This is a genomic window from Microbacterium sp. R86528 (assembly GCF_044596335.1).
GTDB classification, from domain to species: Bacteria; Actinomycetota; Actinomycetes; order Actinomycetales; family Microbacteriaceae; genus Microbacterium; species Microbacterium marmarense.
In genome coordinates this window covers 1,117,277-1,142,872 of the sequence record NZ_CP138996.1, presented here as the reverse complement: position 1 = coordinate 1,142,872, position 25,596 = coordinate 1,117,277, and the positions used below count along the sequence as shown (strand labels likewise).

General features: G+C 65.3%; 22 protein-coding genes. 13 read left to right on the top strand and 9 right to left on the bottom strand.

Going from position 1 to position 25,596, the window contains the following annotated elements; translation table 11 throughout:
- Positions 1 to 185 precede the first annotated feature (185 nt).
- From SJY18_RS05570 to SJY18_RS05560, 3 genes are all read left to right on the top strand, one after another.
- The gene (locus SJY18_RS05570) at positions 186 to 512 is read left to right on the top strand and encodes a WhiB family transcriptional regulator (protein WP_396668652.1); all 327 of its coding nucleotides are present in this window, start codon (positions 186 to 188) and stop codon (positions 510 to 512) included.
- 77 nt (positions 513 to 589) lie between these two features.
- A complete protein-coding gene (locus SJY18_RS05565; RefSeq protein ID WP_396668651.1) occupies positions 590 to 3,442 on the top strand; it encodes a glycosyltransferase in 2,853 nt (950 codons plus the stop codon).
- Positions 3,439 to 4,857: a DUF5719 family protein gene (locus SJY18_RS05560; RefSeq protein ID WP_396668650.1), complete on the top strand. Its 1,419-nt coding sequence runs from the start codon at positions 3,439 to 3,441 to the stop codon at positions 4,855 to 4,857. The genes SJY18_RS05565 and SJY18_RS05560 overlap by 4 nt, the downstream gene beginning before the upstream one ends.
- Positions 4,858 to 4,866: 9 nt before the next feature.
- On the opposite strand, the gene SJY18_RS05555 is transcribed toward SJY18_RS05560, so the two are convergent.
- A complete protein-coding gene (locus tag SJY18_RS05555; protein WP_337338900.1) occupies positions 4,867 to 5,304 on the bottom strand; it encodes a metallopeptidase family protein in 438 nt (145 codons plus the stop codon).
- Positions 5,305 to 5,382: 78 nt separating this feature from the next.
- Here SJY18_RS05555 and SJY18_RS05550 point away from each other — a divergent pair, with 78 nt between their 5' ends.
- Together SJY18_RS05550 and ahcY are read left to right on the top strand one after the other, a co-directional pair.
- Positions 5,383 to 5,589: a DUF3499 family protein gene (locus tag SJY18_RS05550; RefSeq protein ID WP_337338899.1), complete on the top strand. Its 207-nt coding sequence runs from the start codon at positions 5,383 to 5,385 to the stop codon at positions 5,587 to 5,589.
- A 73-nt stretch (positions 5,590 to 5,662) separates the two neighbouring features.
- Entirely contained in the window at positions 5,663 to 7,138 is a 1,476-nt protein-coding gene (ahcY, locus tag SJY18_RS05545) for an adenosylhomocysteinase (protein ID WP_337338898.1), read from the top strand.
- 3 nt (positions 7,139 to 7,141) lie between these two features.
- Here the strand turns inward: ahcY and SJY18_RS05540 are convergent, their stop codons facing one another.
- Positions 7,142 to 7,984 carry an RDD family protein gene (locus SJY18_RS05540; protein WP_396668649.1) on the bottom strand — a complete coding sequence of 281 codons (843 nt, stop codon included), beginning with the start codon at positions 7,982 to 7,984 and terminating at the stop codon, positions 7,142 to 7,144.
- 16 nt (positions 7,985 to 8,000) lie between these two features.
- Here SJY18_RS05540 and SJY18_RS05535 point away from each other — a divergent pair, with 16 nt between their 5' ends.
- The 3 genes from SJY18_RS05535 to katG are packed head-to-tail and all read left to right on the top strand — an operon-like array spanning position 8,001 to position 11,823.
- Complete coding sequence (locus SJY18_RS05535; RefSeq protein ID WP_396668648.1) at positions 8,001 to 8,996, top strand: stage II sporulation protein M; 996 nt, start codon at positions 8,001 to 8,003, stop codon at positions 8,994 to 8,996.
- A 52-nt stretch (positions 8,997 to 9,048) separates the two neighbouring features.
- Complete coding sequence (locus tag SJY18_RS05530; RefSeq protein ID WP_337338895.1) at positions 9,049 to 9,477, top strand: Fur family transcriptional regulator; 429 nt, start codon at positions 9,049 to 9,051, stop codon at positions 9,475 to 9,477.
- A 30-nt stretch (positions 9,478 to 9,507) separates the two neighbouring features.
- Positions 9,508 to 11,823: a catalase/peroxidase HPI gene (katG, locus tag SJY18_RS05525; RefSeq protein WP_396668647.1), complete on the top strand. Its 2,316-nt coding sequence runs from the start codon at positions 9,508 to 9,510 to the stop codon at positions 11,821 to 11,823.
- A gap of 61 nt (positions 11,824 to 11,884) precedes the next feature.
- On the opposite strand, the gene aqpZ is transcribed toward katG, so the two are convergent.
- The 6 genes from aqpZ to SJY18_RS05495 form a co-directional block, all read right to left on the bottom strand.
- Entirely contained in the window at positions 11,885 to 12,670 is a 786-nt protein-coding gene (aqpZ, locus tag SJY18_RS05520) for an aquaporin Z (RefSeq protein WP_337338893.1), read from the bottom strand.
- Between the two features lie 120 nt (positions 12,671 to 12,790).
- Positions 12,791 to 14,092 (bottom strand): DUF58 domain-containing protein, encoded by a 1,302-nt coding sequence (locus tag SJY18_RS05515; protein WP_337338892.1) that lies wholly within the window; start codon positions 14,090 to 14,092, stop codon positions 12,791 to 12,793.
- A gap of 3 nt (positions 14,093 to 14,095) precedes the next feature.
- The gene (locus SJY18_RS05510; RefSeq protein ID WP_337338891.1) at positions 14,096 to 15,088 is read right to left on the bottom strand and encodes a MoxR family ATPase; all 993 of its coding nucleotides are present in this window, start codon (positions 15,086 to 15,088) and stop codon (positions 14,096 to 14,098) included.
- Positions 15,085 to 16,257 (bottom strand): DUF4350 domain-containing protein, encoded by a 1,173-nt coding sequence (locus SJY18_RS05505; RefSeq protein ID WP_396668646.1) that lies wholly within the window; start codon positions 16,255 to 16,257, stop codon positions 15,085 to 15,087. The genes SJY18_RS05510 and SJY18_RS05505 overlap by 4 nt, the downstream gene beginning before the upstream one ends.
- A complete protein-coding gene (locus SJY18_RS05500) occupies positions 16,254 to 16,943 on the bottom strand; it encodes a DUF4129 domain-containing protein (RefSeq protein WP_396668645.1) in 690 nt (229 codons plus the stop codon). The genes SJY18_RS05505 and SJY18_RS05500 overlap by 4 nt, the downstream gene beginning before the upstream one ends.
- The gene (locus tag SJY18_RS05495; protein WP_337338888.1) at positions 16,934 to 18,211 is read right to left on the bottom strand and encodes a glycerophosphoryl diester phosphodiesterase membrane domain-containing protein; all 1,278 of its coding nucleotides are present in this window, start codon (positions 18,209 to 18,211) and stop codon (positions 16,934 to 16,936) included. Before SJY18_RS05495 ends, SJY18_RS05500 begins: the two co-directional genes overlap by 10 nt.
- A gap of 217 nt (positions 18,212 to 18,428) precedes the next feature.
- Between SJY18_RS05495 and mtrA the strand changes: the two genes are divergently transcribed.
- The 5 genes from mtrA (at position 18,429) to hpf (ending at position 24,086) form a co-directional block, all read left to right on the top strand.
- Complete coding sequence (mtrA, locus tag SJY18_RS05490; RefSeq protein WP_337338887.1) at positions 18,429 to 19,109, top strand: MtrAB system response regulator MtrA; 681 nt, start codon at positions 18,429 to 18,431, stop codon at positions 19,107 to 19,109.
- Between the two features lie 7 nt (positions 19,110 to 19,116).
- A complete protein-coding gene (mtrB, locus tag SJY18_RS05485; RefSeq protein ID WP_337338886.1) occupies positions 19,117 to 20,850 on the top strand; it encodes an MtrAB system histidine kinase MtrB in 1,734 nt (577 codons plus the stop codon).
- Complete coding sequence (locus SJY18_RS05480) at positions 20,847 to 22,532, top strand: LpqB family beta-propeller domain-containing protein (RefSeq protein WP_396668644.1); 1,686 nt, start codon at positions 20,847 to 20,849, stop codon at positions 22,530 to 22,532. Before mtrB ends, SJY18_RS05480 begins: the two co-directional genes overlap by 4 nt.
- 95 nt (positions 22,533 to 22,627) lie before the next feature.
- Complete coding sequence (locus SJY18_RS05475; RefSeq protein WP_396668643.1) at positions 22,628 to 23,326, top strand: ComF family protein; 699 nt, start codon at positions 22,628 to 22,630, stop codon at positions 23,324 to 23,326.
- A 100-nt stretch (positions 23,327 to 23,426) separates the two neighbouring features.
- On the top strand, positions 23,427 to 24,086 hold the full coding sequence (gene hpf, locus SJY18_RS05470; RefSeq protein ID WP_337338883.1) for a ribosome hibernation-promoting factor, HPF/YfiA family: 660 nt from the start codon (positions 23,427 to 23,429) through the stop codon (positions 24,084 to 24,086).
- Positions 24,087 to 24,144: 58 nt separating this feature from the next.
- Here hpf and SJY18_RS05465 read toward each other — a convergent pair whose 3' ends face one another.
- Entirely contained in the window at positions 24,145 to 25,491 is a 1,347-nt protein-coding gene (locus tag SJY18_RS05465; RefSeq protein ID WP_337338882.1) for a hypothetical protein, read from the bottom strand.
- Positions 25,492 to 25,596 lie beyond the last annotated feature (105 nt).

Below are 25,596 nucleotides of genomic sequence, written 5' to 3'. Positions count from 1 at the left end.
ATTCAGGGTACCGGGCGGAACTGGCTGTCGTTATCACCTTGCGACACGCCGTCGGCGCGTCGCAAACGTTCAAGAGGTGCTTGAGGCTTTAGTATCCGCGACTTGACCTTCGCGAACTACACGAGTGTAATTACTGGTAGCCGCGGACAGCGGGCACCGGGGGACCCACGGGGGGAAGAAGAGAAATGACGGCATCGCCATACAACTCAGGCGTTCCTGACGACTGGTTCGTCGATCCTGTGCAGCTCGGTGTACCTGGAGTGCGCCGGCAGATCCAGGTCGAAGAAGACAACCCCCTCTCATGGCAGACAGACGCGCTGTGCTCTCAAACCGACCCTGAGGCGTTCTTCCCCGAAAAGGGCGGCTCAACGCGCGACGCCAAGCGCGTGTGCGGCACGTGCGATGTGCGGGCGGAATGCCTCGAGTACGCACTGCAGAATGACGAGCGCTTCGGTATCTGGGGCGGTCTGAGCGAGCGCGAACGCCGCAAGCTCAAGCGCCTGGCTAGCTGAGCATCTGGATACGAATCACCCAGGTTGGCGCGTGGCGGCGCGGCCATGCGGGCATCTCGGCTTAGTCTGACCACGCTATGCCCGCCCGAGTTCACGCAGTCGTCGTTGTACGCCCTGATGGGCGCACCCCCGCAGCCCTCCACCTGCGACGAACTCTGACGGCGATCGCGGCGTTGCATCGTCCGGTCGACGCGCTGACGATAGTGCTGTGCGGTGCGGACGAAGAGCTTGATCGCATCGCGCGAGATGCAACCCCCACTCATATCCGCACGCTCTCGCTGAACACCGGCTATGCCGCAGCCGTAGCCGGCGCCATCAGTGACATCGACGAAGACGCTCTCTGGCTGTTGGCGCAGGATACGGCGCCAGAGACAGACGCCCTCACGCACCTCGTCTCGGCGCTTGAGCTCGCGCCCTCGCTGGCGTTCGTCGCGCCGAAGCTGACGCGTTGGAATGATCGCTCAGAGCTGGTGTCGATGGGCGCGACGATGACCCGGTTCGGCCGCACGGTCATGCACGCCGAAGGCCAGCTCGATCAGGGCCAGCACGACGGTCGAGAAGACATTCTTGGCGCTGACATTCGCGCGATCTTGGTGCGCACGGATGCCTGGCGCGACCTTGGTGGTCTGGATGCGGCATTGCTCGGCGCTGACCAAGGACTCGACCTCGGCGTGCGTGCGCGCCTTGCCTCCTCTCGAGTGTCGATCGTGCCACGAGCGCGTGTCGCGACTGCGGGCGACGGTGTGGCAGGCGTTCCCGCGCCCATCTCGCCTCAGCGGCGGCAGCGCGCGGCGTACATCTCCCGCACCGCGCAGCTGCACCGTCGCCTGGTCTATGCAAACCCCGTCGCCGCTGTGCTGCTGTGGTTGTCGATGCTTCCGCTCGCAGCGTGGAACACGGTGTTGCTGCTTCTGCGCAAGCAGCCTGAGCTGATCGGCCCGGAATGGTGGGCGTCGCTCACGGCGCTCGGGCGGCCTCTCGCCATCTTGCGTTCACGGCGCCGCCTCGCCGAGGCCAAGCGCGTTCCATGGTCGCAGCTGGCACCGCTTCGCGTGACGGGTTCGCAGCTGCGCGAAGTGTTCGGCACCGATGAAGCGGGAGAGTCGCCGACTGTGCCGACGCGCCGCGATCTGAGGTTCTTCACTGGCGGTGGCGCATGGCTTGTGCTGGCAGCTCTTGTCACTTCGGTGGTGGCATTCCCTGCCCTGCTTGCGTGGCCGGTGCTCGGTGGTGGCGCGTTGCAGCCGCTGCGAACAACCGTCAGCAGGCTGTGGGCAGACGCATCCTATGGTCAGCTCAGCCTGGGCTGGGACGTCGTTGCTCCCGCTGACCCTTTTTCGACGGTGGTGGCGCTGATCGGTTCCACGACCCCATGGCAACCTTCGCAGGCGATTGTGGTGTTGTGGATTCTCGCCCTGCCGCTGGCGGCTCTGGGCGGCTGGTTCATGGCCACGCGGGCGACCGAACGCTCTGTGCTGCGTATGACGGCGGGAATCGCGTGGGCGCTGGCGCCCACGTTCCTCATTGCGCTCGTCGATGGCCGGCCGACCGCTGTCATCGTGCACGTGCTGCTGCCGTGGCTGTTCGTTGCGGCGTCGGTGGCGCACCGCTCGTGGGCCGGCGCCGGCGCAGCATCCCTGATTCTCGTGGCCGTGATCGCTGCCTCGCCGTCGCTGGCGCCGGCGGTTGTGGCGCTGTGGGTGATGATGCTGCTGCTCGTGGTGGCGATGCGCGGCGGGCGAGGCGCTTCGAGGCTGGTTTGGCTGCTTGTTCCCACCGCAGTTTTTTTCGCTCCGTTGATCTGGCACGCGATTGCCACAGGCGACGGGTGGGTGCTGCTCGCCGATCCTGGCGTGGCATGGGCCGGTCCGCAGGTTGCGGCAGATGCCGCGGGGCGCTCGTTGCTCGCGGCTGGCATTCCCACGCCAGATATCGCGGGCTGGGCGACCCTGCTGCCCGAGGGCAGCGTGTGGTGGGTGCCACTGCTCGTGGTGCCACTCGCGCTCCTTGCGCTCGCCGCTCCGCTTTCGCAGCGATGGGCTTCAGGGATTGCACTGCTCGTTGTCGCAGCCGTCGGGTTGGGAACGGCATTCGCAGCCGTCGGCATTGCCGTGGTGTTCGACGAATCCGAGGTCGTCGCACTCTGGCCGGGGGCCGCGCTGAGCCTTGCCTGGCTCGGAGTGCTGGGCGGGGCGCTGGTGACGCTCGACGCGGCGCTTGCCCCGCGGCTTCGTGCCGCTCGCGCTGCGGGTGCGGTCGTCGTCTCACTCGCGATCATCGTCTTAGCGTTGCCGTCTCTCACCGCCATGGCTCGAGGCACCGCTTACCTCGACAGAGGCGATGCCTCGACGCTGCCCGCCTATATTGCAGCCGAAGGCAGAGACGACGCCAATGTCGGAACCCTGGTGCTGACTCCTCAAAGTGGCGGGGGCCTTGTCGCACAGTACGTCTGGGGCGGCAGCGAAACGCTGGGCGGCCAGTCGACGGTCATCGCAACGCAAACCACCGCGACCGAGCAAGACGAGCTGACGGGCACCCTCGCCGCAGACCTCGTCACATCGACGGATAGCGCGGCGATCGAAGAGCTCGCCGCCCAAGGCATCAGCTTCGTGCTGCTCGCCGTCGACGACGGTGACGAGACTCCTGCGGCGCGCGCTCTTCGACTATCGGCGACGACTTCGCTCAACCAGCGCGACACGTTGGAGGGTGTGGGCGAGACGGCCAAGGGCGAACTCTGGCGAGTGGTCGCAGAGGTATCGGAGCGCGCCGCACCGAGTGAAGAAACACAGACGATGACGACGATTGTCGCCATCAGCCAGCTCGCCGTCGTCGGTATCGCGGTGCTGCTGGCCATTCCGACCGCTGCGACCCGGCGAGCGGCGCGTCGAACCCCGCGCGTCGTCGGACCCTACTGGCAGGAGGGGCGATGAGCGATCGACGCCCGTTTCGACTCGCCACGTCGAGCACTCGCATGCTCGCAGGCACCCTGGTCTCTATGGCAGCGGTGGTGGCCGTAGTGACAGCGATCTCGCTACCGTGGCCAACACTCGCGCACGAACCCGTGCAGGTTGAGGCGCTTCCGGCAGCGTCGGATTCGGTGCTGGTATGCGATGGCGGTTTGGTGTCGATCGGGGTTGATGCCGCCGATGCTTCAGGGCTCGCCCTGTCAGCGACGCAGAGCGTAACCAGCGGCGTCTTGGCGGGCTCGCCCGAGCCCGTGGAGGAATCGCTCCAGTCCAACGTTTCATCGGGCGAGAACGGCCCCCTCGCCTTCACCGCTGAGCCGCAGAACCGTGTGCGCACCGACGTCGCCGCCTCAGGCTCTACGACGGTGGCCACCGAAGATCTCAGCGGCTACACGGCCTCTGCGTGTCAGCCGGCACTTCTTGAGTCGTGGCTGGTCGGAGGATCGGCGTCAACGGGCGCCGCGGATCTCGTCGTCGTCTCGAACCCGGGCGATGTCGCTGCGACGGTCGAGCTGACAGTATTCGGTGCAGACGGCATGATCACCCCGCCGGGCGGAACCGATCAGGTGCTTCCTGCCAAGACCCAGCGGGTGTTTCCCCTCGCCGGCCTGCTACTGGGCGAAGAGAGTCCTGTCGTTCGCGTGACGGCGGTGGGAACTCCGGTGCATGCATCCCTGCAGACCAGCCTCACCCGCACTCTCGTCGCGGTAGGAGTCGATCAGGTCGGCTCGATCGCGCAAGCTGCGACGCAACAGCACATCGTCGGCGTGCAGGTGGCTGCAGCCCCGGGCGAGGGCGGAACGAGCGGCAGCAGCTCGATACTTCGAGTGTTGGCGGCCAGCGACTCGGCCACAGCAACGGTGACGGTGACGCAGTCGGGCGCGATCGACCCGTACTCCGAAGCGCAGACGGTTCCTCTCAGCGAGGGCGTTCCTGTCGAAGTCGACCTCGGCGACCTCGCTGTCGGCACATACTCGGTCGCCGTCGCTGCTGACGCCCCCGTGGTCGCGGCCGTACGGCAGGCCACCGGAGAGGACGAGGGCGATGACTTCGCCTGGTACGCCTCGGCGCCGCTGATCGAGACGCCGAGCTTGTTTGCGGCGCCGACGGGGCCCACGCCCGTACTGACGCTGGTGAACGATGCCGCCGAAGACGCCACGGTCTCAGTCGGCTCGAACGATGGCGAGTTTCGGCTCGAGCTGGCCGTGCCAGCGGGATCCTCGCGGAGCACGAGCCTTGAGGCTCGCACCGTCTACCAGCTCGACCCGGGCGAGGCGAGCGTGCGTGCGGGGCTATCGATGAGCGGTGACGGTGCGCTCGCGGGCTTTCCGATTTGGGCGGCGGATGCTGCGGCTCTTCCGATCACCGTCTACCCGTAGCGCGGGCGGCTAAAAGCGGAAGCGATCCGGTCCGAGATCCCACGGATCGCGTTCGAGATACTCGGCGGACGCACGAAACACGCAGCCCTCGATCATGATCCGCTTGTGAAGGTCATCGTTGCGGTGCAGATGGCTGAGGCGCTCGATCGGCAGCCGATACAGAATGATGCGCTTCGCGTCGCGCAGCACCGTCCAGCGCGGAATACCGTGCTCGGTGCTCGCCTGCGGCATGTCAGCAACTTCGAACCGCACTTCTCGCAGTTCGGGCCACGCCGAACGCAGAAACTCCGCCGATGTGCCCACGGCCAGATCGAACCGCTCCATGCGGGTTTCGAGCGGTGGCAACGGCGGCCGAATGACAGGGCTGCGGCCAAGTCGGCCGTGGCGGCCATGACGAGACATGCGCCGCGGCTCGGGCTCAGGTTCGCGAGTGCGCCGCCACATCATGACCCCATCCTAGGCGCGAGGCGGCGCCGTCGGCGCGGCACCCCGGTGGCGCACCGCTCGCACGCTAGCGTGGTGCCAATGCGCGCGAGATTGTGTTCCAAAGTGGGTTGTGCCCGTGAGGCTGTGACGACCCTGACTTACGACTATCCCGATCAGATGGCAGCGCTGGGACCTCTCGGTCTTGAGGCGAACCCTCACGCTCACGACCTCTGCGCGATTCACACCGAGCGGCTCTCGGTTCCCAAAGGCTGGACCGTCGTGCGCCACGAGACGCTGCGCGCCTGAATCACCTCACGCGCGCGGACTGCTTCGCGCGCGCAGGTGGCTCATCGACGTCGCCAGGTGAAACAATGGGGGAATGCCGAACACCTCTGCCACCGTGGCGCCTGTCCGCCCATTTGCTTTCGAGATCGCCGATCTGGCGCTCGCCGAGGCGGGCCGCCACCAGCTGCGCCTCGCTGAAAACGAGATGCCAGGACTCATGTCGCTGCGCGAAGAGTTCGGCGCTGAGCAGCCGCTGAAGGGTGCCCGCATCGCTGGGTCGTTGCACATGACCGTGCAGACCGCGGTGCTGATCGAGACTCTGGTGGCGTTGGGTGCGCAAGTGCGCTGGGCGAGCTGCAATATCTTCTCGACTCAAGACGAGGCCGCAGCCGCCGTGGTCGTCGGCCCGCACGGCACCGTGGATGCTCCCACGGGGGTGCCGGTATTCGCGTGGAAGGGCGAAACGCTCGAAGAATACTGGCGGCTCGCCGACCGAATCTTCGACTGGAGCGACGAGGGTTTCGACGGCCCCAACCTGATCCTCGACGACGGCGGCGACGCCACGCTCTATGTGCACAAGGGCGTCGAGTTTGAAAAGGCCGGCGTGGTTCCCCAGACAGCGCCGGATGATTCAGAGGAGTACGGCATCGTGCTGGCCTCGCTGCGCGCCAGCCTCGCGAAAGACTCCCAGCGCTTCACCCGCATGGCCGAGGGGCTGATCGGTGTGACCGAAGAGACAACGACCGGCGTACACCGACTGTATGAACTGGCTGCCGCGGGATCCCTGCTTTTTCCGGCGATCAACGTGAACGATTCGGTAACCAAGTCGAAGTTCGACAACACCTACGGAATCCGCCACTCGTTGCCCGACGGACTCAACCGCGCAACCGATGTGCTCATGGGCGGCAAGGTCGTTTTCGTCGCAGGCTACGGAGACGTGGGCAAAGGCTCGGCTGAAGCGCTGCGCGGTCAGGGAGCGCGAGTGATTGTCGGCGAGGTCGACCCGATCTGTGCGTTGCAGGCAGCGATGGACGGGTTTCAGGTTGCCAAGCTCGAGTCGGTGATCGCAGACATCGACATCATCGTCACGGGTACCGGCAACACGCACGTCGTCACCGCTCAGCACCTGCTGTCGCTCAAGCACCTCGCCATCGTCGCGAACGTCGGGCACTTCGACGATGAGATCGACATGGCAGGACTGGCGGCGATCGAGGGCGCCGAGCGTGTTGAGATCAAGCCTCAGGTGCACGAGTGGCGTCTGCCGACGGGGCGCAGCGTACTCGTACTGAGCGAGGGTCGCCTGATGAACCTCGGCAACGCAACGGGTCACCCGTCGTTCGTGATGAGTGCGTCGTTTACCAACCAAGTTCTGGCCCAGATCGAACTCTTCGTGCGCCCTGAGGCCTATCCCATCGGTGTCTACACCTTGCCGAAGGCGCTTGACGAGAAGGTCGCGCGGCTGCACCTCGACGCTCTCGGGGTGGAGCTGACCACGCTCACACCGCACCAAGCTGCCTACATCGGCGTTCCGGTCGACGGTCCGTACAAGCTCGATCACTACCGCTACTGAGCGTCAGCGTTGCGGAAAGCCCCTGGGAGTTGTGGGGGCTGAGTCGAGCATCCCGACTCGCGCCGCTTCGAGCTGCAGCGCGCGCAGTTCACGGTCGTGTCTGAGCGCGCTCACGGCACGCAGGAATGTCTCGGGATCTGCCTGCGGAACGGGAGAGACGAAATTCGAAGCTTCGTCGGCGAGTGATGCCGCCAATCGCTGCCGCGCACCAGGGTCGAGCCGTTCGCAAGATGAGATGAACTGAGCGATGCGGCGCGAGAGCCGGTCAGGCAGCCGGGCGACATCGGCGAGCGTCGCCCACCCGGTAAGGGCGGCTGGCACATCAATCTGTGGCGCGGTCAACTGCGGGGTGCGGGTGCGCTCAGAGTACGTTCCCGCGAGCAGGTCGCCTAAGCGTTGCGACCGCGGCGTGAACGCCCCGACGAGGGCGGCGACAGCGCCGAAGGTCATCCACAGCTCGAGCACTCCCGCGAGTGCGCGAATGAAAGCGTGTCTGAAGCTGGCTGCGCCACCATCGGCGCGCACGATGCGACCGCCGACAGCGAGACGACCCAGGCTGCGGCCTCGAGAGACAGTCTCGATAACGGTGGGCAGCACCACCAATACGAGCACAGCCATCACGATCGACACGATCGGTATGACGGCATCCGTGATCATGCCCGCAGACGACAGCCCCGTTGCCAGCAGCACGAACAGCAGGATGATCGCCAGGCTCACAGCCATGTCGATGATGACCCCGAGTGCTCTCATGAAGAATCCGAGCGGTTGCACGTCAAGAGCGACTGCTTCGCCCGTGAGCACTTCGTCTTGATGGATCTGGACAATCGAGACGTTGGCGGCGGGCATGGGTACAGTAAATCAAATGGATCCCGATGCGCTTACAGCCGCGCGCCGGCACGAGTGGGAGCGGCTCGACGAACTCAGCCGCACCCGCCAGCTCGATGGCGCGGAGATTGACGAGCTGGTCACGCGCTATCGGTCGGCGGCCGCCGATCTTGCCGAGGTGAAAACGGCTGCGGGACGCAGCGCCGTCGGCGACCACATCTCAACGATGCTGGCCCGTGCCCGACTTCGGCTGACACGAGCGCCAGAGAACGTGCTCCGACAGATTCCGCGATTTTTCGCCCTGCAGCTTCCGGCGGCACTGTACCGGCTGCGCTGGCTGACGCTGATCATCGCCGTGTTCTTCGTCGCAGTGGTCGCAATCGTGGCCGTGTGGATCTCAGCCGACCCCGCACTGGTTGCGAGCCTCGGCGGTCGCGCACAGCTTGAGCAATACGCCGAGAATGACTTCACCGCCTATTACAGCGAGAACCCTGCGGCAGTGTTCGCAGGCACCGTGTGGACGAACAACGCGTGGATTGCGGCGCAGTGCGTGCTGTTCGGGATCACTGCTATCTGGCCCATCATGGTGCTGGTGCAAAACGCCGTGGGTGTAGGAACCGCCGCCGCCGTGCTCGCAGCCTTTGACCGAGCTGACGTGTTCGTGCTGTTCATCCTGCCCCACGGATTGCTTGAGCTGACATGTATCTTCGTCGCTGCCGCCGCGGGGCTGCAGATCTTCTGGGCATGGGTCGCGCCGGGGGCCCGACGCAGGGGGGAGGCGCTGGCGAGCGCCGGACGTTCGCTGGCGACTGTCGCGATCGGACTCGTGTTCGCGCTCGCTGTTGCGGGTCTGCTGGAAGGGTTCGTGACCGCGCAGCCGTGGCCGTGGGCGGTGAAGATCGGGATCGGAGCGACGGCGCTGGGGCTGTTCGTGTTCTACATGGTGTGGGTCGGCGGCCGCGCGCATCGGCGCGGCGAGACTGGAGACCTCGATGAGTGGCAAGCGGGAACGCCAACCCTGATTGCCGGGTAATGTTCAGCATCCGTTTGTTTTGGATCATTCAAAATAACGGTAGTGTTGAGGCATGACCTCGACCCCGGCTTCCGCCGAACTGATTCGCCACGCCGGCTTGCGCGTGACAGATTCACGACGCGCTGTGGTCGACGCCTTGGAGTCGCATCCGCATGCCAGCGCCGACGAGCTGTTTCAACAGGTCAGCGCCCGCCTGCCGCAGACGAGTCTGCAGTCGGTCTACAACGCGCTCGCCGACTTTGTCGCTGCGGGACTCGCGCGTCAGATCGAACCCGCGGGTCGCCCACGGCTGTACGAACTGCGTGTGAGTGATAACCACCATCACCTCGTCTGCTCGCAGTGCGGCAAGGTCGAAGACGTTGACTGCGTCGTCGGTGCGGCACCGTGTCTTCACCCATCCGAGACGCACGGCTTCGCCGTCGAGGCCGCAGAGGTCACCTTTTGGGGCGTCTGCCCTGACTGTGCAGCATCCCCGCTTTAAATAATCGCCCACCCGAGAGGAAGGAAAGACATGAGTCACGATCACGAGGGAGCCGAGCAAATCGGCACCAACCCGACCGATATTGATCAGGCTGTCACCCCCATCGACACCCCCGTCAACGAGCGCGAAGACGGCGAAACTCGCCCCCGCCCAAACGAAGATGCGGGCTCGTGCCCGGTCATCCACGGCGATCAGCCGCACCCCACCACGGGCTCAGCCAACCGCGTGTGGTGGCCCAACCAGCTCAACCTCAAGATCCTTGCGAAGAACCCCGCGGTCTCCAATCCGCTCGGTGAAGACTTCGACTACGCAGCGGCGTTCAACACGCTTGATCTCGCTACCGTGAAGAAAGACATCGAAGACACGCTGACCACCTCACAGGACTGGTGGCCCGCCGACTTCGGTCACTACGGCCCGCTGGCGATTCGTATGGCATGGCACAGCGCGGGAACCTACCGCGTCACCGACGGCCGCGGCGGTGGCGGTGCAGGCCAGCAACGCTTCGCGCCGCTGAACAGCTGGCCCGACAACGTGGGCCTCGACAAAGCGCGTCGCCTGCTGTGGCCAGTCAAGAAGAAGTACGGTCAGAACCTGTCGTGGGCTGACCTGATGATCCTTGCCGGCAACGTCGCGCTCGAGTCGATGGGCTTCAAGACGTTCGGCTTCGCAGGCGGACGCCCCGACGTGTGGGAGCCGGACGACGACGTGTACTGGGGTCCCGAGAGCACCTGGCTCGCCGACGAGCGCTACTCGGGGGACCGCGACCTAGAGCGTCCACTCGCCGCGGTGCAGATGGGGCTCATCTACGTCAACCCCGAAGGCCCGAACGGCAACCCTGACCCGCTGCTGTCGGCGCGCGATATTCGCGAGACGTTCAGCCGCATGGCGATGAACGACGAAGAAACCGTCGCTCTGATCGCTGGTGGTCACACCTTCGGCAAGACGCACGGCGCCGCTCCCGACACCAACCTCGAAGACAATCCTGAGGCTGCAGGCCTTGAGATGCAGGGGCTTGGCTGGAAGAACAACAACGGCACGGGCAAGGGCGACGACCAGATCACCTCGGGTCTCGAAGTGACGTGGACCTACCACCCCACCCGCTGGGACAACGAGTTCTTCCACATCCTGTTCGCGTACGAGTGGGAGCTCATGACGAGCCCCGCGGGTGCCCACCAGTGGCGTCCGAAGGACGGCGCAGGTGAGGACATGGTGCCGATGGCACACGACCCCAGCACCCGCCGCGAGCCCCGCATGCTGACGAGTGACTTGGCGCTGCGCTTTGACCCGGTGTACGGCCCGATCTCGAAGAAGTTCTCCGAAGACCCGGAGGCCTTCGCCGATGCTTTCGCACGTGCGTGGTTCAAGCTCACACACCGTGACATGGGCCCGATCGCGCGCTATCTCGGCGCCGAAGTTCCCGCAGAAGAGCTCATCTGGCAAGACCCGGTTCCAGCCGTGGACTACGAGCTCATCGATTCTGCCGACGCGGCCGCGCTCAAGGCGCAGATTCTCGGGCTCGGGCTGAGCGTGTCGCAGCTTGTCAGCACCACCTGGGCGGCGGCCTCGTCATTCCGCGGCAGCGACAAGCGCGGTGGCGTGAACGGTGCGCGCATTCGACTCGCTCCTCAGAAGGACTGGGAAGTCAACAACCCAGCCCAGTTGCAGACCGTGCTGAGCGCGCTCGAAGGCGTGCAGCAGAGCTTCAACGCTGACCGCGTCGATGGCAAGCAGGTATCGCTTGCAGATCTGCTCGTGCTCGCGGGGAATGCTGCCGTCGAGAAGGCCGCCCAGGATGGCGGTGTTGACGTGGAGGTGCCGTTCCACCCGGGCCGCACTGACGCTACGCAGGAGCAGACGGACGTGCTCTCATTCGAGTACATGGAGCCGGTGGCTGATGGATTCCGCAACTACTACGGACCCAATGCCTTCTTGCCGCAGGAACACCACCTCATTGACCGGGCGAACCTGCTCACGCTGAGCGCTCCCGAGATGACCGTGCTCGTCGGCGGACTGCGCGCCCTCGGTGCGAACTGGGATGGCTCGATCCACGGTGTGTTCACCGAGCGCGTCGGCGTGCTCACGAACGACGTGTTCGTGAACCTGCTCGATCTCGGCACCACCTGGAAGAGTGTCGACCCCGGTGCGCACGCGTTCGCGGGCACCAAGGAGGGCAGCGGCGAGATGGTCGGTATCGGCACGCGCGTCGATCTGCTGTTCGGCTCGAACTCTGAGCTGCGCGCCCTCGCCGAGGTGTACGCGAGTGACGACGCCAGCGAGAAGTTCGTGCGTGACTTCGTCGCCGCGTGGACCAAGGTCACCGAGCTCGATCGCTTCGACCTCGTCTGATCCGCACACAGCAGAACGCCCGTTCCCACTCGGTGGGAACGGGCCGTTCTGCGTGAACGCGTTACTTCACGCGGGCTTCGGCCTGCGCTTCTGGAAGCGCGGGCGACTCAAACAGTGCGCGATGCAAGAAGCCACCGAGCAGTCCACCGACCAGTGGGAAGACGATGAAGACCCACAGCTGCGCGAGGGGCAGTGCGCCACCATAGATTGCCGTCGCGATCGAGCGCGCCGGGTTCACCGACGTGTTGTCGATCGGGATAGACGCGAGGTGAATCAGCGTCAGGGTGAGGCCGATGACGAGACCCGCCATGGCGGGGGTGCCCCGCTTGCTGTTGGTGACTCCCAGAATGATGACGACGAAGATCGCGGTGAAGAGAATCTCGGCCGTGATCGCGGCGCCGAGACCGAAGCCGCCGGGCGAGCCTTCGCCGAAGCCGTTGCTGGCGAAGCCGCCGTTCTGCGCGTCGCTCAGCCAGCCGTCAGGCCCGAAGGTGCCGATCAGCACGAGCAGGGTGGTGGCTACGGCGCCACCGACAATCTGCGCGATGATGTAGGCCGGAACGTCCTTCCAGGCGAAGCGGCCGGCCGCAGCGAGACCGAAGGTCACCGCCGGGTTGAAGTGGCCGCCTGAGATGGCTCCCCACGCGTAGATGCCGGCCATGACGGTCAGACCGAACGCGAGCGATACGCCCAGGAATCCGATTCCCAGCGAGGTGCCGTTGGCTCCCGTACCGAAGTCGGAAGCGAATAACGCGGCTCCAATTGACCCGAAGACGAGCAAGAACGTGCCGAGGGCCTCGGCGACAAGCTTGTTCGCCGTGCTCGGCGTGGTAGTGGTATCCGACATGGCGGACTCCTTTCCTCGACTGGAGCATAGCGGTTCGCACAGCAAATACTCAGGTACGCGGGCAGATGTCTTTCGAAGTGCCGCGTGCACGGCCGGGGGCGCCGCGACGGCCCACTCGGTTCAGAGCCGTCCCTGCGCCTTGAGATCCAGATAGCGGTCCGCGATTCTTGGGGGCAGGCCCTCGGGCGAAGCGCTGATGGCCTCGGCCCCGGCGCGTGCGATTGCCGAGACCACGCGTGCAGCATCCAATCCCGTGCGCTCATGTGCGGCCTGGCGGTAGATGTCTTCTGCGGTAGCGCGAGCCGACAGGGCAATCTCTTCATCGCTGGCCGCCCCGACGAGCACGTGACTGCGCTGTGCCAAGCCGGGTAGCGACCCGAGAAAACCCCTTGCGGCTTCGGTCGCATCTTGAGCCGTGAGCACCACCACGAGCGACGGGCGAGAGGTGAGCGCGCGAACGGCGGCGAATGCGGCGTCCCAATCCGTATCGATCAATTGGGCTTCTACGGGTGCCATGGCGTCGACGAGCGCGGGCAGAAGCGCGGCGCCGTCGACACGGGTTACACGGGCGCGCGCGACGCGGTCGAACATCACCAGATGCACGTGATCGCCGGCGCGCGTGGCAAGCGCGGCAAGCAGCAATGCCGCCTCCATCGCGGCATCCAGGCGAACGCCATCACCCACCCTGGCCGCTGAGGTACGCCCGGTGTCGATGAGAATCACGACGTGCCGGTCTCGCTCTGGGCGCCAGGTGCGCAACATCGTGGTGCTTGAGCGCGCCGTTGCTCGCCAGTCGATAGAGCGAACGTCATCGCCGCGCACATACTCACGCAAGCTGTCGAACTCGGTGCCCTGACCGCGAACCTGCACGCTCGTGTTGCCGTCGAGTTCACGCAGCCGAGCCAAACGAGACGGCAGATGCCGCCGCGAAGTGAACGGTGGCAACACTCGAATTGCCGCGACAGAATCGAGTCGACGTTGTCTGCCCGCCAACCGGAGCGGCCCATCAGAGCGCACCACCACGAACTGCGAAGTGAGTTCCCCGCGGCGACGCGGGCGCAATGCGACGGTGATGGTGCGGCTTTCGCCCGCAGGAATCGTGAGTCGGTATCGCTCGGCGGGGGCACCGGCGGTCGGCTGCCAAGCATCGCGCAGCCGGCCGCGCAGCGCGCGCGTGGCGAGATTTGTCACAGTGACCGTGGTCACCACCGATTCGTCGAGTCGTGCTTTAGGTGGCGCGGAGCGCGACACCCTGACCCGCTCCGGGTTGGTGGCCAATGCGGCATCGGCGACGCCAAGCGCCGCACAGAGCACGATCCACCCGGCGCAGGCCGCCCACGCGCTGATGCCCGCGAGCGAGAGCAGCACGACGGGCAGCGCGCCGAGAGCGACGAGCAGCGGAAGACGGCCGGTGAGATACATGGTTTAGATCGGCACCCGCGTCTGTTGCAGCACCGAACCGAGCACCGCGTCAACCGAGACGCCCTCGAGTTCGGCGTCGGGTCGCAGGCGAATGCGGTGGCGCCACGTGGGAACCACCATCGTCTGAACGTGATCTGGTGTGATTGCGGGGTAGCCGCCGAGCCATGCCCACGCTTTTGCCGCCGACAGCAGAGCGGTTGACGCGCGCGGGCTCACCCCCAGTTGCACTGAAGGGCTTTGGCGTGTGGCCTGTGCAAGATCCACCACGTAGCCGAGCACATCGTCAGAGACCGTCACCGCTGCGGCCGCTTTGCGAGCGGCGCGAATCTCGTCGGCGCTCGCGACGGCCTGCAGTCCGGCACCGGCCAGATCGCGCGGGCTGAAGCCATCGGCGTGGCGCCGCAGCACCGCAAACTCGGCGTCGCGAGCGGGCAGATCGATGATCAGCTTGAGCAAGAACCGGTCGAGCTGCGCTTCTGGCAGGGTGTACGTGCCTTCATGCTCAACGGGGTTCTGAGTAGCGGCGACCAGAAATGGATCAGGCAGCGAACGTGTCACGCCGTCGGTAGACACTTGACGCTCTTCCATTGCTTCGAGCAGGGCAGATTGCGTTTTGGGGGGCGTGCGGTTGATCTCATCGGCGAGCACGATGTTGGTGAAGATCGGTCCCTCGCGAAATTCGAACTCACCAGCCCGAGCATCGTAGATTAACGATCCCGAGACATCACCGGGCATGAGATCCGGAGTGAACTGAATGCGCTTGGTGCCAAGACCGAGAGCGGTGCTGAACGATCGCACCAGCAGAGTCTTGGCGACTCCGGGCACTCCCTCGAGCAGCACGTGGCCGCCAGCGAGCAGGGCGATCAGCAGGCCGGTGACCGTGCCGTCTTGGCCGATAACCGCCTTGCCGACTTCAAGGCGCACGCGATTCATCGACTCGCGAAGCGCATCATCGGTGGCGGGGGTATCTGCAGACGTCGCAGTGGGGTCGCTCATGAAGAGTTCCTTTCTGGGCGGACGGCCGTGTGCACGGCGCTTTCAAGTTGGCGAAGCTGTTCACTGAGCGACACGAGCTCGGCGTCGGTGGTGGGCACGTCATCGAGGAGGATCCGGCGAACGTCGACACGATCGCTTTCGGTGATGGATGCTGCCGCGTCGGCGACATCGCGGGCGTCCGCGTGTGCGCCCATGCGCAGGGCATGCGAGAGGCGCCCGATCGCCGCGATACGCAGTTGGTCAGCCGCGTGGCTGGCATCGCGTGAGGCGGCGTACATGCGAGCGCGGCCCTCGGTGGTTTCGGAGGCGCGCACGGTGACCGGCAACCGCTCTGCGACGAGCGGACCGAAGCGGCGCCCTCGCCAAATCGCCGCTGCCAGTCCCGACACGAGCAGAAGCACGATGACCGGGCTGACCCATGGCGGAGTCAACTCGCCCAAGGTGGGATCAGTGTTGGCGAGGTCGGTGTCACCGGGGCCCGGGATGTACCAGACCAGTCGGTCGTTGCCGCCCATCAGGTTGATCGCGAGTGCTGCATTGCCGTTGTCGGCGAGGTGCTGGTTGGTGAACAGCACCTGCGCGTCGACGGCCACGGCCACGCCGTCGGCATGCGCAGCGCTCACGAGCGCCCATCCGTCGCCGACCGGGTAGCAGCTCGCGCCGCTGATCGACGGAGTGAACAGGGCGCCCGGGGCGATCGGGCCTGATCTTTCGGCGGCGCCGAAACTGCATGCCGGTGTGACCGCCTCGTCTGGGGCGTAGCCTGCCGGTGTTGATCCGTCCACCAGCAGATCGAGGGTTCGAGACCGGGGGTCTACGAGCACGATGTCGTCGGCGGCGCCCGCGATCTGCTGCAGGCGCTCGTCTGACAATCCGGGGGTGTCGAGCAGTACCAGCGTGGCGGGTGCAGCATTCAACTCGCGTTCCGCAGCGGTGTGATCTCGAACCACCTGAACATCGACGCCGTGATCACGGAGCACCTCGACGACGGCTCTCGTTCCGTTCGGGCCGCTCGAATCGGGGTCGAGCAGTCCGCTTTGCGTCCATTCGCCGATTCCCGACAGCGTTGCGCCGATCGCGCCCAGGGCGACGAGGCCGAGACCGATGGCCGTCCAACCTGCTAGTCGAGTGCGCAATGAGGTCGGCGGCGTGCCGACGGTCACGCTCACGCGAGTGCTCCATCGGCAATGGCGGGCCGGGCGGCGGCCAGCGCATCGTCGGTGGCGACTACCTGCCGGTAGAGCTCTGCTGTTCCGCGGCGGCGCAGATAGCGCACGTCGTCGAACGCGGTTGCGGCAGTTTCAAGCGCATCGGCTGAGGCAGGAAAGACGGGGGCGGCGGCACGAGCGAATGTATGGACTGTGGCGCCGGGAGGAGTGTTGACGACACCGCGTTCGATGCACCCCCGAGCGATCGCGCGGAAACGCAGCACGATGGCCTCATCCCACTCCGCGGATGTCGCTTTGGCGTGCGCGTCTCGACGAAGCTGCGCCGCAGAGCGCGCATCGCTCTCACCGAACAGTGCGGGCGGGTTTCTTCGTGCACGGCGAATTGCGCGTGGCGCGCCCCAAATGGCGAAGGCGGCAGCGATCAGAACGACGACGACGATCGCGGCGACCACGGCGGCGATCGGCCCGAACTCGCCGGGCAATTGAGGTGAGAACAGATTGGCGATGAACTCACCCACCGCCTGCGCGACACGGTCAAACAGCGTCGGCTCGGCGATGTCGTAGATCGGGTTCGACAGTTCTTCTTCTGCCCAGCGTCGCGCCGTTTCTTCGTCTGGGATCAATGGCGGAGCATCCATCGGAGCAAGGGGTGCAGCGATGGACGTCGTGAAGCGGGCTAGCTCCACGACGATTTCGGCTCGGCGGACTTGTCGCCAGACGGTGCTGAGGCGCCGGGAGCCGCCCACGTGGTGGGAGAGGTGGGCGCAGGCGAGGCGGGTGTAGCCGGGGGTGCGGCTGGTTGCGGTTGCTGAGGTGGCGCCGGGTAGGGCGGTTGCGGGGGATACGGCTGGGCGCCATCACCGGGCGCGTAGTCAGCTGGCAGGGCGTACGGGTTCACGGCGACGCGCGGTTCAACCTCGCGGCCGATGTGCTGCCGGTACGGATCTGTCAGCCCGGTTGCACCCGCATCGCGGTGCTCGATGTACGCGAGAAGGTCAAGGTCGAGACCTTCACGCCGCATACGCGCATCGATGTAGATGATGGCGGTCGCCGTGGACTGCACTACAAGCGCGACGGATTGGATCAGCAGCGTGAGGATCTGGGCGAACAGTGTGATCACCACGATGGCGATGATGGCGGAGGCATCGGGGTCGCCGGTCGGCGCGATGATCGATGTGAATGCTGAGCTGAGCAGACCGAGTGGAAAGCTGATCACCTGACTGACCGTGCCAAAGATCAGCGACACGACCAGCAAGAGACCGAGGGTGCGCCAAAACCGCCCGCGGATGAGCAGCCATGACCGTGACAGTGCCTTGCCGATGCTCTGATGCTCGATGATGATTGCCGCGGGAACCAAGAGCAGCTTGATCCCCAACCACCATGCGAGTGGGATCGTGGCGAGGGCGACAAAGATCCCCAACACCACCGCGAGAGGTACGGCGACGAGGCCGAGCGCGAAGATCGCACCGCCGAGCACCGCCAGTAGCACCAGCACCGCGACCACCATCAACGCGGTGTACGCGATAAGCCGTCCGACGACGGGTTTGATCTGCCGCCATAGTGCGCCCAGCGTGAGCTTCTCTGCGACAGCGGCGTGCGCGACCTCAGCGATGACGACCGCCTGCACAACGATGGTGAGCGCGCCCACGGCAAGTCCGAGCAGCAGGCCGGCGATAGCCGTGATCGTGATGGATCCGGCGAGAATGGCGTTGAAATCGTCTGAACCGGGAGTCACGGTGTCAAGACGAGAGAACGTCAGCCACGCCACACCTCCGACCGCCACGGTCAGCACGATGTACGCAACGGCCTGGGCAACGAGCGCGAATCCCAACAGCACTCGCGGGTTCTGGCGCAGCGCGGCGAACGAACGGCCCAGGATCGTGCCAAAAGTCAGCGGGTGCAGCGGAATGATTCCCGGTCGAGAGGCGGGCGTCCATGCGGGATAGGCGGTCATCAGTCTCTCCCCTCGGCGCAAGCTGGAAAAGCGCCACGCAGTGTCCACTATCGTCGCACAGGCATGCCTTGACCTTGCAGTTGAAATCGTTCGGTTTCTTTGCCATCGGCCCTGGTTCAGCACATGCTGACCAGTCGTCGACTACTCTGTGTGGAGCGCATGGGGACGGCGCTGTTTCTGCGGTCCCTGCCGAACGCAAAAAAGGAAGACGCGTTAGATGACTTCACGCATCCTGGTAGTCGACGATGACACCGCTCTGGCCGAGATGATCGGCATTGTGCTGCGCACAGAAGGATTCGAGCCACTCTTTTGTGCCGATGGAGCCGTTGCCGTCGATGCTTTTCGCAATGAGCGGCCCGACCTGATTCTGCTTGATCTCATGTTGCCCGGCATGGATGGTGTTGAGATCTGCACGCGAATCCGCGCGGAATCGGGCATTCCCATCATCATGCTGACCGCCCGCACCGACACCGCTGACGTGGTGAAGGGTCTCGAGTCTGGTGCGGACGACTACATCGTCAAACCCTTCAACCCGAAAGAACTGGTCGCACGCATCAAGACGCGACTGCGCCCCGGGGGTCAACCGGCGAGCGAGACGCTGCGCATCGGCGACCTCAGCGTCGACGTTGCCGCTCATGAGGTGCGGCGCGGCGACACGCCCATCGCGCTGACGCCATTGGAGTTCGAACTGCTCGTGGCACTCGCTGCTAAGCCGCAACAGGTGTTCTCACGAGAGATGCTGCTCGAGCAGGTGTGGGGCTACCACTACAAAGCTGACACGCGACTCGTGAACGTGCACGTGCAGCGGTTGCGGGCCAAAGTCGAGCTTGACCCCGACAACCCGAAAATCGTGACCACGGTTCGCGGCGTGGGCTACCGCGCCGGCGCCGTGGTCTGAGGCAGCGGTGGCTTCTGCCCACGCAGGGGGTGAAGCATCCCGCGCGCGGCTGACCGGCTGGCGCGAAATACGCTCCTGGCCCGCGAACCTCGCACGATTGTGGCGTCAGTCGCTGCGGTTCAAGACGATCCTGGTCACCCTCACGCTGACCGCGGTCGCCGTGGCGATCGCCTGTGTGTGGATGGCGCTGGCGATTCAGAACGACCTCTTCGTCTCGCGCAAAGACCAGGTGCTCGTCGATGCGCAACGGGCGACGGAAGCGTCGCAGACGACTCTGGACAGCGCAGCGGTGCAGGGCGACGTTGTTCAGATTCAGAATCTGATGACGCGCGTGCGACTCACGCTCGGTCAGCAGTCTGCCAGCGACGAGTGGGCCGTTTTTCGCATCGGCCCGTTCTCGGCGATCGCCCCGCAAGATATCGCCACCGACCCGGCACTCGAAGAGATCATCACGCCCGAGCTACGGGCGAGTGTGCGAGAAGACTCGCAGCACCAGTACTGGCAATCGGTGGCTCTACCCGCCGGTGATGACGGCTCCGTGCCAGGCATCATCGTGGGCCAACAGATTGACGTGCCAGAAGTCGGACCCTACGAGCTTTACCTTGCCTACGACCTGGCAAGTGCGCCCCAGACTCTCGGCTTCGTGCACAGTACGCTCTGGATTGTGGGCATCGGGCTGGTGCTGCTGATCGGCGGAATCGCGTGGTTCGTGCTGCGCTCCGTCACCCGTCCGATCGGCGAGGCGGCCGACACGAGCGCAATGCTCGCCGCGGGGGAGCTTGGCGTGAGACTGCCCGTGCGGGGTGAAGACGAGCTCGCCACGCTTGGGCGCTCGTTCAACGCGATGGCCGACAGCATCGAATCGCAGATCAAAGAGCTCGCAGAGCTGTCGCTGGTGCAACAGCGCTTCGTGTCAGACGTTTCACACGAGCTGCGCACCCCACTGACGACCATTCGGCTCGCGGCAGACATGATCAACGATCAGCGGTCCGAGTTCGAACCCGCCACAGCTCGTGCCGCCGAGCTGCTCAACGCGCAGGTGCAGCGCTTCGAAACGCTGCTGACCGATCTGCTTGAGATCAGCCGGTACGACGCGGGGTCTGTGCAACTCGAGCTTGAGCCGACCAGCCTGGCGGCGCTCGCCGAAGATGTGATCGAGTCGATGGCGCAATTGGCCGAACAGCACGGCACTGACGTTCGCCTGGTGGCCCCCGGTGGCTATTCACCGGTCGACATGGACCCTCGACGAGTGCGCCGAGTCGTGCGCAATCTGCTGGGCAATGCGATCGAACACGGTGAGGGGCGCCCGATCGTCGTCACCGTTGACAGCGACCAGCAGGCCGTCGCTATCGGCGTACGCGATTACGGCCTTGGAATGACGCCGACCGACGCCGAGCGAGTCTTCGACCGATTCTGGCGTGCCGACCCATCCCGCAAACGAACTATCGGCGGCACCGGGCTCGGGCTCTCGATTGCCCTCGGCGACGCGCGTCTGCACGGCGGTGAGCTGGCCGTGTGGTCAGAGCTCGGCCGCGGCACGAACTTCGTGCTGACGCTGCCACGTGCGGCGGGCAAACTCACCGCTTCTTCGCCCGTATCTGCCGACCCGGGCGATGACTCGGTTGCCGCCGTGGATGACCTCGGGCTCACCCAGCCGCTCGAGGTTCTGAGCACCGGATCGGTGCGCACAGACGCCGTCGAGCGAGCTCGCAAGCCTCACCGCAAGGGAGACAAGTCATGACGCGGTTGCGCAGCATCCTGACCCTCGTGCTGGCGATGTGCATGAGCATTGCACTCTCCGCGTGCAGCGGGTTGCCGACGAGCAGCCCCGTGCAAGAAGGCCTCGAGCCTGAAAGTGCTACCGGGGTGCAGGATTTCTCTTTCTTGCCGGATCTTCCCCAGCCGGGAGCCTCGCCCGCAGAGATCGTGGAGGGGTTCATTCGGGCCGGCTCCGGTCCGGGCGCCCTCGGGCGGTGGGACAGAGCACGGGAGTTCCTCGCCCCCGAGTTTGCTGAAGTCTGGCGCCCCGACACCGGGGTGACCATCGACAGCCCAGGAGACCGCGTCTACACGACCGACGACGACGGCAGCATCACCGTGTCGGTCGTCGCGGTGGCGACAGTCGACGACAAGGGCTCATACCAGCGCGCAGAAGTGGGCCCCACCGACTTGCCGTTCACCCTTGAGCAGCAAGAAGACGGCGAATGGCGCATCACTTCTGCTCGCGACGGCGTCGTGCTCGATCGCGACATCTTTCCCAGCGTCTTTCACGAGTACGCGGTGGCCTACTTCGATCCATCGTGGCAGTACCTCGTACCCGATGTTCGCTGGTTCCCGATCTCGAACGCGGCGACGCGGGTAGCCGATGCGCTCGTGAACAAGGCGCGAAGCACGTGGCTTGAAGATTCCGTCGTCACGGCGTTTCCTGAGAATGTGACGATGCTGGCGTCCGTGCCCGTGATTGACGGGGTGGCCGAAATCGATCTGTCAGATCAGGCCCTGGATGCCGACAGCACCGCTCTGGATCGAATGCTCACCCAGCTTGAAGCGAGTCTTGCAACGGCTGGCGCGACGTCTGTCTCGCTGACGGTGGGATCAAGTCCGATCGCTGCCGAGGCTGTCGCGACGCGCAGCACTCGCATTGCCGCCGCACCGCTGGTGCTCACTGACGACGGCTTTGGCTTTCTCTCGGGCGAATCGTTCGAGCCCATCCCAGGGCTGTCAACAGCGGTAGTGGATGCTGCGCCGACGGCCATTCAGGTTTCGGCAGACCGTCAGCTTGCCGCTGTCACTCAGGCTGATGGCGCCGTCGCTCGCGTAGGTGCCGATGGATCCAACCTCGTGATCGATGAGCGCGCCGATCTTGTGGATCCGACGATCGACCCGTTCGGTGTGGTCTGGACGGTGCCAGAAGACCGCCCGAGCGACGTTCACGCCGTGAATCGCGATGGCTCTGTCGTGACGATCGACGAAGCATGGCCAGATGCCTCAACCATCTCAGCCATGGCGATCTCGCGCGACGGAACCCGCATGGCGGCCATCGTGATGTCGGGTGAGCGTCAGATGGTGTGGGTCGCCGGCGTGACGCGAAGCGCTGACGGACAACCCGCGCGGCTGGGAGCACCAATCACAATCGGCGCTGTCGCGGGTTCAGGAGTGAATATCACCTGGCTCGATGACACGACCGTGGCGGCGCTTTCGAGCAGCGACGACACGTCGTCGGTGCTCGAGCAGGTCATCGGTGGCCCGTCTGCGGTCACCTCAGCCGCCGAAGGCATGACCTCGATCGCTGGTGGCGCAACAGCGGCGACGCTGCGCTTGCACGGCGCCGATGAGGCGGTGTACTCGAAGCGCGGCACTAACTGGGAGCAGACCGCGACCGGCGTCATCGTGCTGGCCACGCAGCAGGGCGTGCCGCAGTAGCGACGCGATTCCTCCCCGCGGTGTGCTGACGCTCGCGTCTGCACAGCAGGCGGGGATCTGCGTTACGCGTCGCGTCTGCGTCGCAGGCTGTCGCAATGCCCCTCACACTCTTCGACGATCTCGTTCGACCCGCACTCGCTCAAGCTCTCACCCTGGTGATGCCCGTGGAATGCGGCGGATGCGGTGCCGCCGACGTCAACCTCTGCGAACGATGCGTCGACGAGCTGCGCCCGCACCCGAGCCGGCGCGCGCTCGCGGGTGTCGACGGCGACGTGCCGCTGTGGAGCGGCCTTCGCTTTGAGGGCGTCGCGGCTCGCGTGATTCGCGCGGTGAAAGAGGACGGACGTACGAGCCTCATTTCGTCGCTCACGCCGGCACTGAACGCAGCCGTTGCCAAGGTGTCGCCCCCTGCTGACACGGTGGTCGTGCCGCTGCCCACCTCACGAGCGGCGTATCGCCGGCGAGGCTACCGAGTGCCAGACCGCCTCGCGGCGCGTACGACACTGCCCGTGGCTCGCTTGCTGCGCACAGCTCGGCGCACCGCCGACCAACGAGGGCTGACGATCATACAACGCCGTGAGAACGTGTCACTGAGCATGCGGGCGATGGATGCTGCTGGGCGACGTGTCATCGTCCTCGATGACGTTGTGACGACGGGCGCAACCCTCCAAGAGGCGATCCGGGCATTGCGATCAGCCGGAGCCATCGTACTGGGTGCCGCCACAGTTGCCGCGACACCGCGACAGGCTTTGAGCGAATATCAGACCTCCGCTAAGAGCGAACGACGCATTTGATACTCACAGGTGACATGTCGGTGTCGCGGGGGCTACGGTGGGGGCACAAGGCGACTGAGGTCCGCCCTTGACCCGGCGGACCGGAACATGGAGGTCAGGGATGGAAACCAGCATCGTCGGCGTTGGCGTGGGAATCACGGATCGATTTCGCGCAGTAGTCGAAGAAAAGGTAGCCCGAATTGAGCACCTCGCACCCCGCGCGCAACGCGTCGAGGTCAAGGTAACGCATCGAGCCCATCACAACGGTCGGATGGAAGACGACACCGTTGAACTCACGGTTGTGGGCAAAGGTCCAATCGTGCGGGCAGAGGCGAAAGATGGCGACAAGTTCGCGGCCCTTGATCTCTCGGTCGACAAGCTGTGCGAGCAGTTACGCAGGGCGAAGGACAAGCGCGTAGATGCGCGAAACCATCCTCGAGGCGCCAAGTTCGAAAAGGGGAGTGGCGAGATCTCCGGCCTCGATGTGCAGCCAGCCTCAGCCGAAATGCTGCGTGCAGTCGCGACGGGCGAAGTGCCCGTGCAGGCTGGCGACGAAGAAGAGCCCGACTACACACCCGTCGTCATCCGAACGAAAGAATTCCATCCTGAGTGGATGACGGTGGAAGAAGCGGTTGATCGGATGGAGCTCGTCGGACACGACTTCTTCCTGTTTGTCAACGCAAGCACCGACCACCCCAGCGTGGTCTACCGCCGCAAAGGCTGGGACTACGGAGTGATTTCCCTCACGACGCAGGCGGCGCCCGAAGCGGTGGCTTCCTGACAGTCTGAGCGAGAAACGCCCCGATCAATCGATCGGGGCGTTTCTTTTTCGTTCGCGCTCAGTCGAACATGCCGTCCAGCAGGCTTCCGATCACGAATCCGCCGAGCAAGCCGCCCATCAGGTCGCTTCCGCCGCCGCGGCGGCCGCCGCCCGGTCCTGGCGGTCCCCACTGGTCGCCACCGGACGGGCGAGAAGAATTGATGTCGCGCTGCGCGAGTTGCAAGGCTTCGCCCGCGAGGAACGCCACGCGTCGAGCGAAGGTCAGCGCTTGCTCGCGGTGATCGTCGTCGATGGTGATCGCCGTCGATGCCGAAGTCCCCAGAAAGTGATCGAGGTTTGTGCGCAATCGCTCTGCTTCAGCGAGACGGGTGCGGGCATCGGCCCCGATCCAGCCGCGGTGCCCGGCAATCACACTGCGCGCCACGGCCAGCTGCTGGTCGGCATCGTCGATGGCATGGCGAACGTGAGCCATGTCGGGAATCACTCGCGCTGCGCGCTCACGCGCGGCGCTGATGGCGGCATCCAGTTCGCTGTTCGCGTCTCTGAGGCGTGAAAGCAGAGCGAACGGGTCGGTGTTGACCCCAACTGCTGGCAGCGTCTTGAGGGCCGCTTGCAAGTTCGACATCGCTGTCGTGACGGCGGGCACCTGGGGGGCGGAGCGCGCAGCCATAAGGTCTTCTCGTGACTCTTCAACCACCGCGGCGAGTGTGGACTCGGCGCGCAGCGCTTCCACTTCGAATGTTTCCACAGCGTCGATCAGTGTCGCCGCTCGTCTCGCTGCCTCGGTAGAGGCTTCAAGGGCGAGATTGGCCTGCTCTCGCTGGCCGGCTTCACGTCGCCGCTCGGCCACCGTGGCGCTGTGCTCAGCGAACCCGAGAAGCTGGTCGGCTTCGGAGGGATTCGACTCGACCTGCTCGAGCGCTTCGGGCGCATACCGCGCAGCGAGACGCTGGACTGTCTCACGCGCGTGCGGCACGCGAGTGCGCAACCGTGCGGTGTCCGCCCGCACTCGAGCAATGATCTCGGGGGCCCGGCGCGCGCGTTCGATCGGTTCGGCCAATGCCGCTGTGCGGTCATCGAGCAGCTCTTCGGCCCACTCACACAGTTGAACAATGCGCGCGTTGCGCGTGCGCAGCTCTTCGGGAGTGTCGGGAATATCGTCGTGATTGAGCTGATGAAGATGAAACGCCTCAGACATGTGCGTACGCACCGACTCGAGTGCATCGCGCAGGTCTTTCGTCGAAGTTGGGCCTAGCTCGGCATCGGCGAAAGCCAGCTCATCGGTGGTGACGCGAATGCGTTCGTCAGTTGCGACCAGCGCAATCTGCGCGCGGCGCGCGACATCAGCATCCTGAGCATGAAGCTCTTCTTGCTCGCGTTTACGTTTGCCCCAGAATCCGGCCATAGCTTCGATCCTAAGGTCGCAAACCATGCGTCGGCTGACCATCGGTGCTGTGCACTCGGGTCAGCGGCCGTCACGCGTGCTCGAGTCGTTGATGGATGCCGGGGT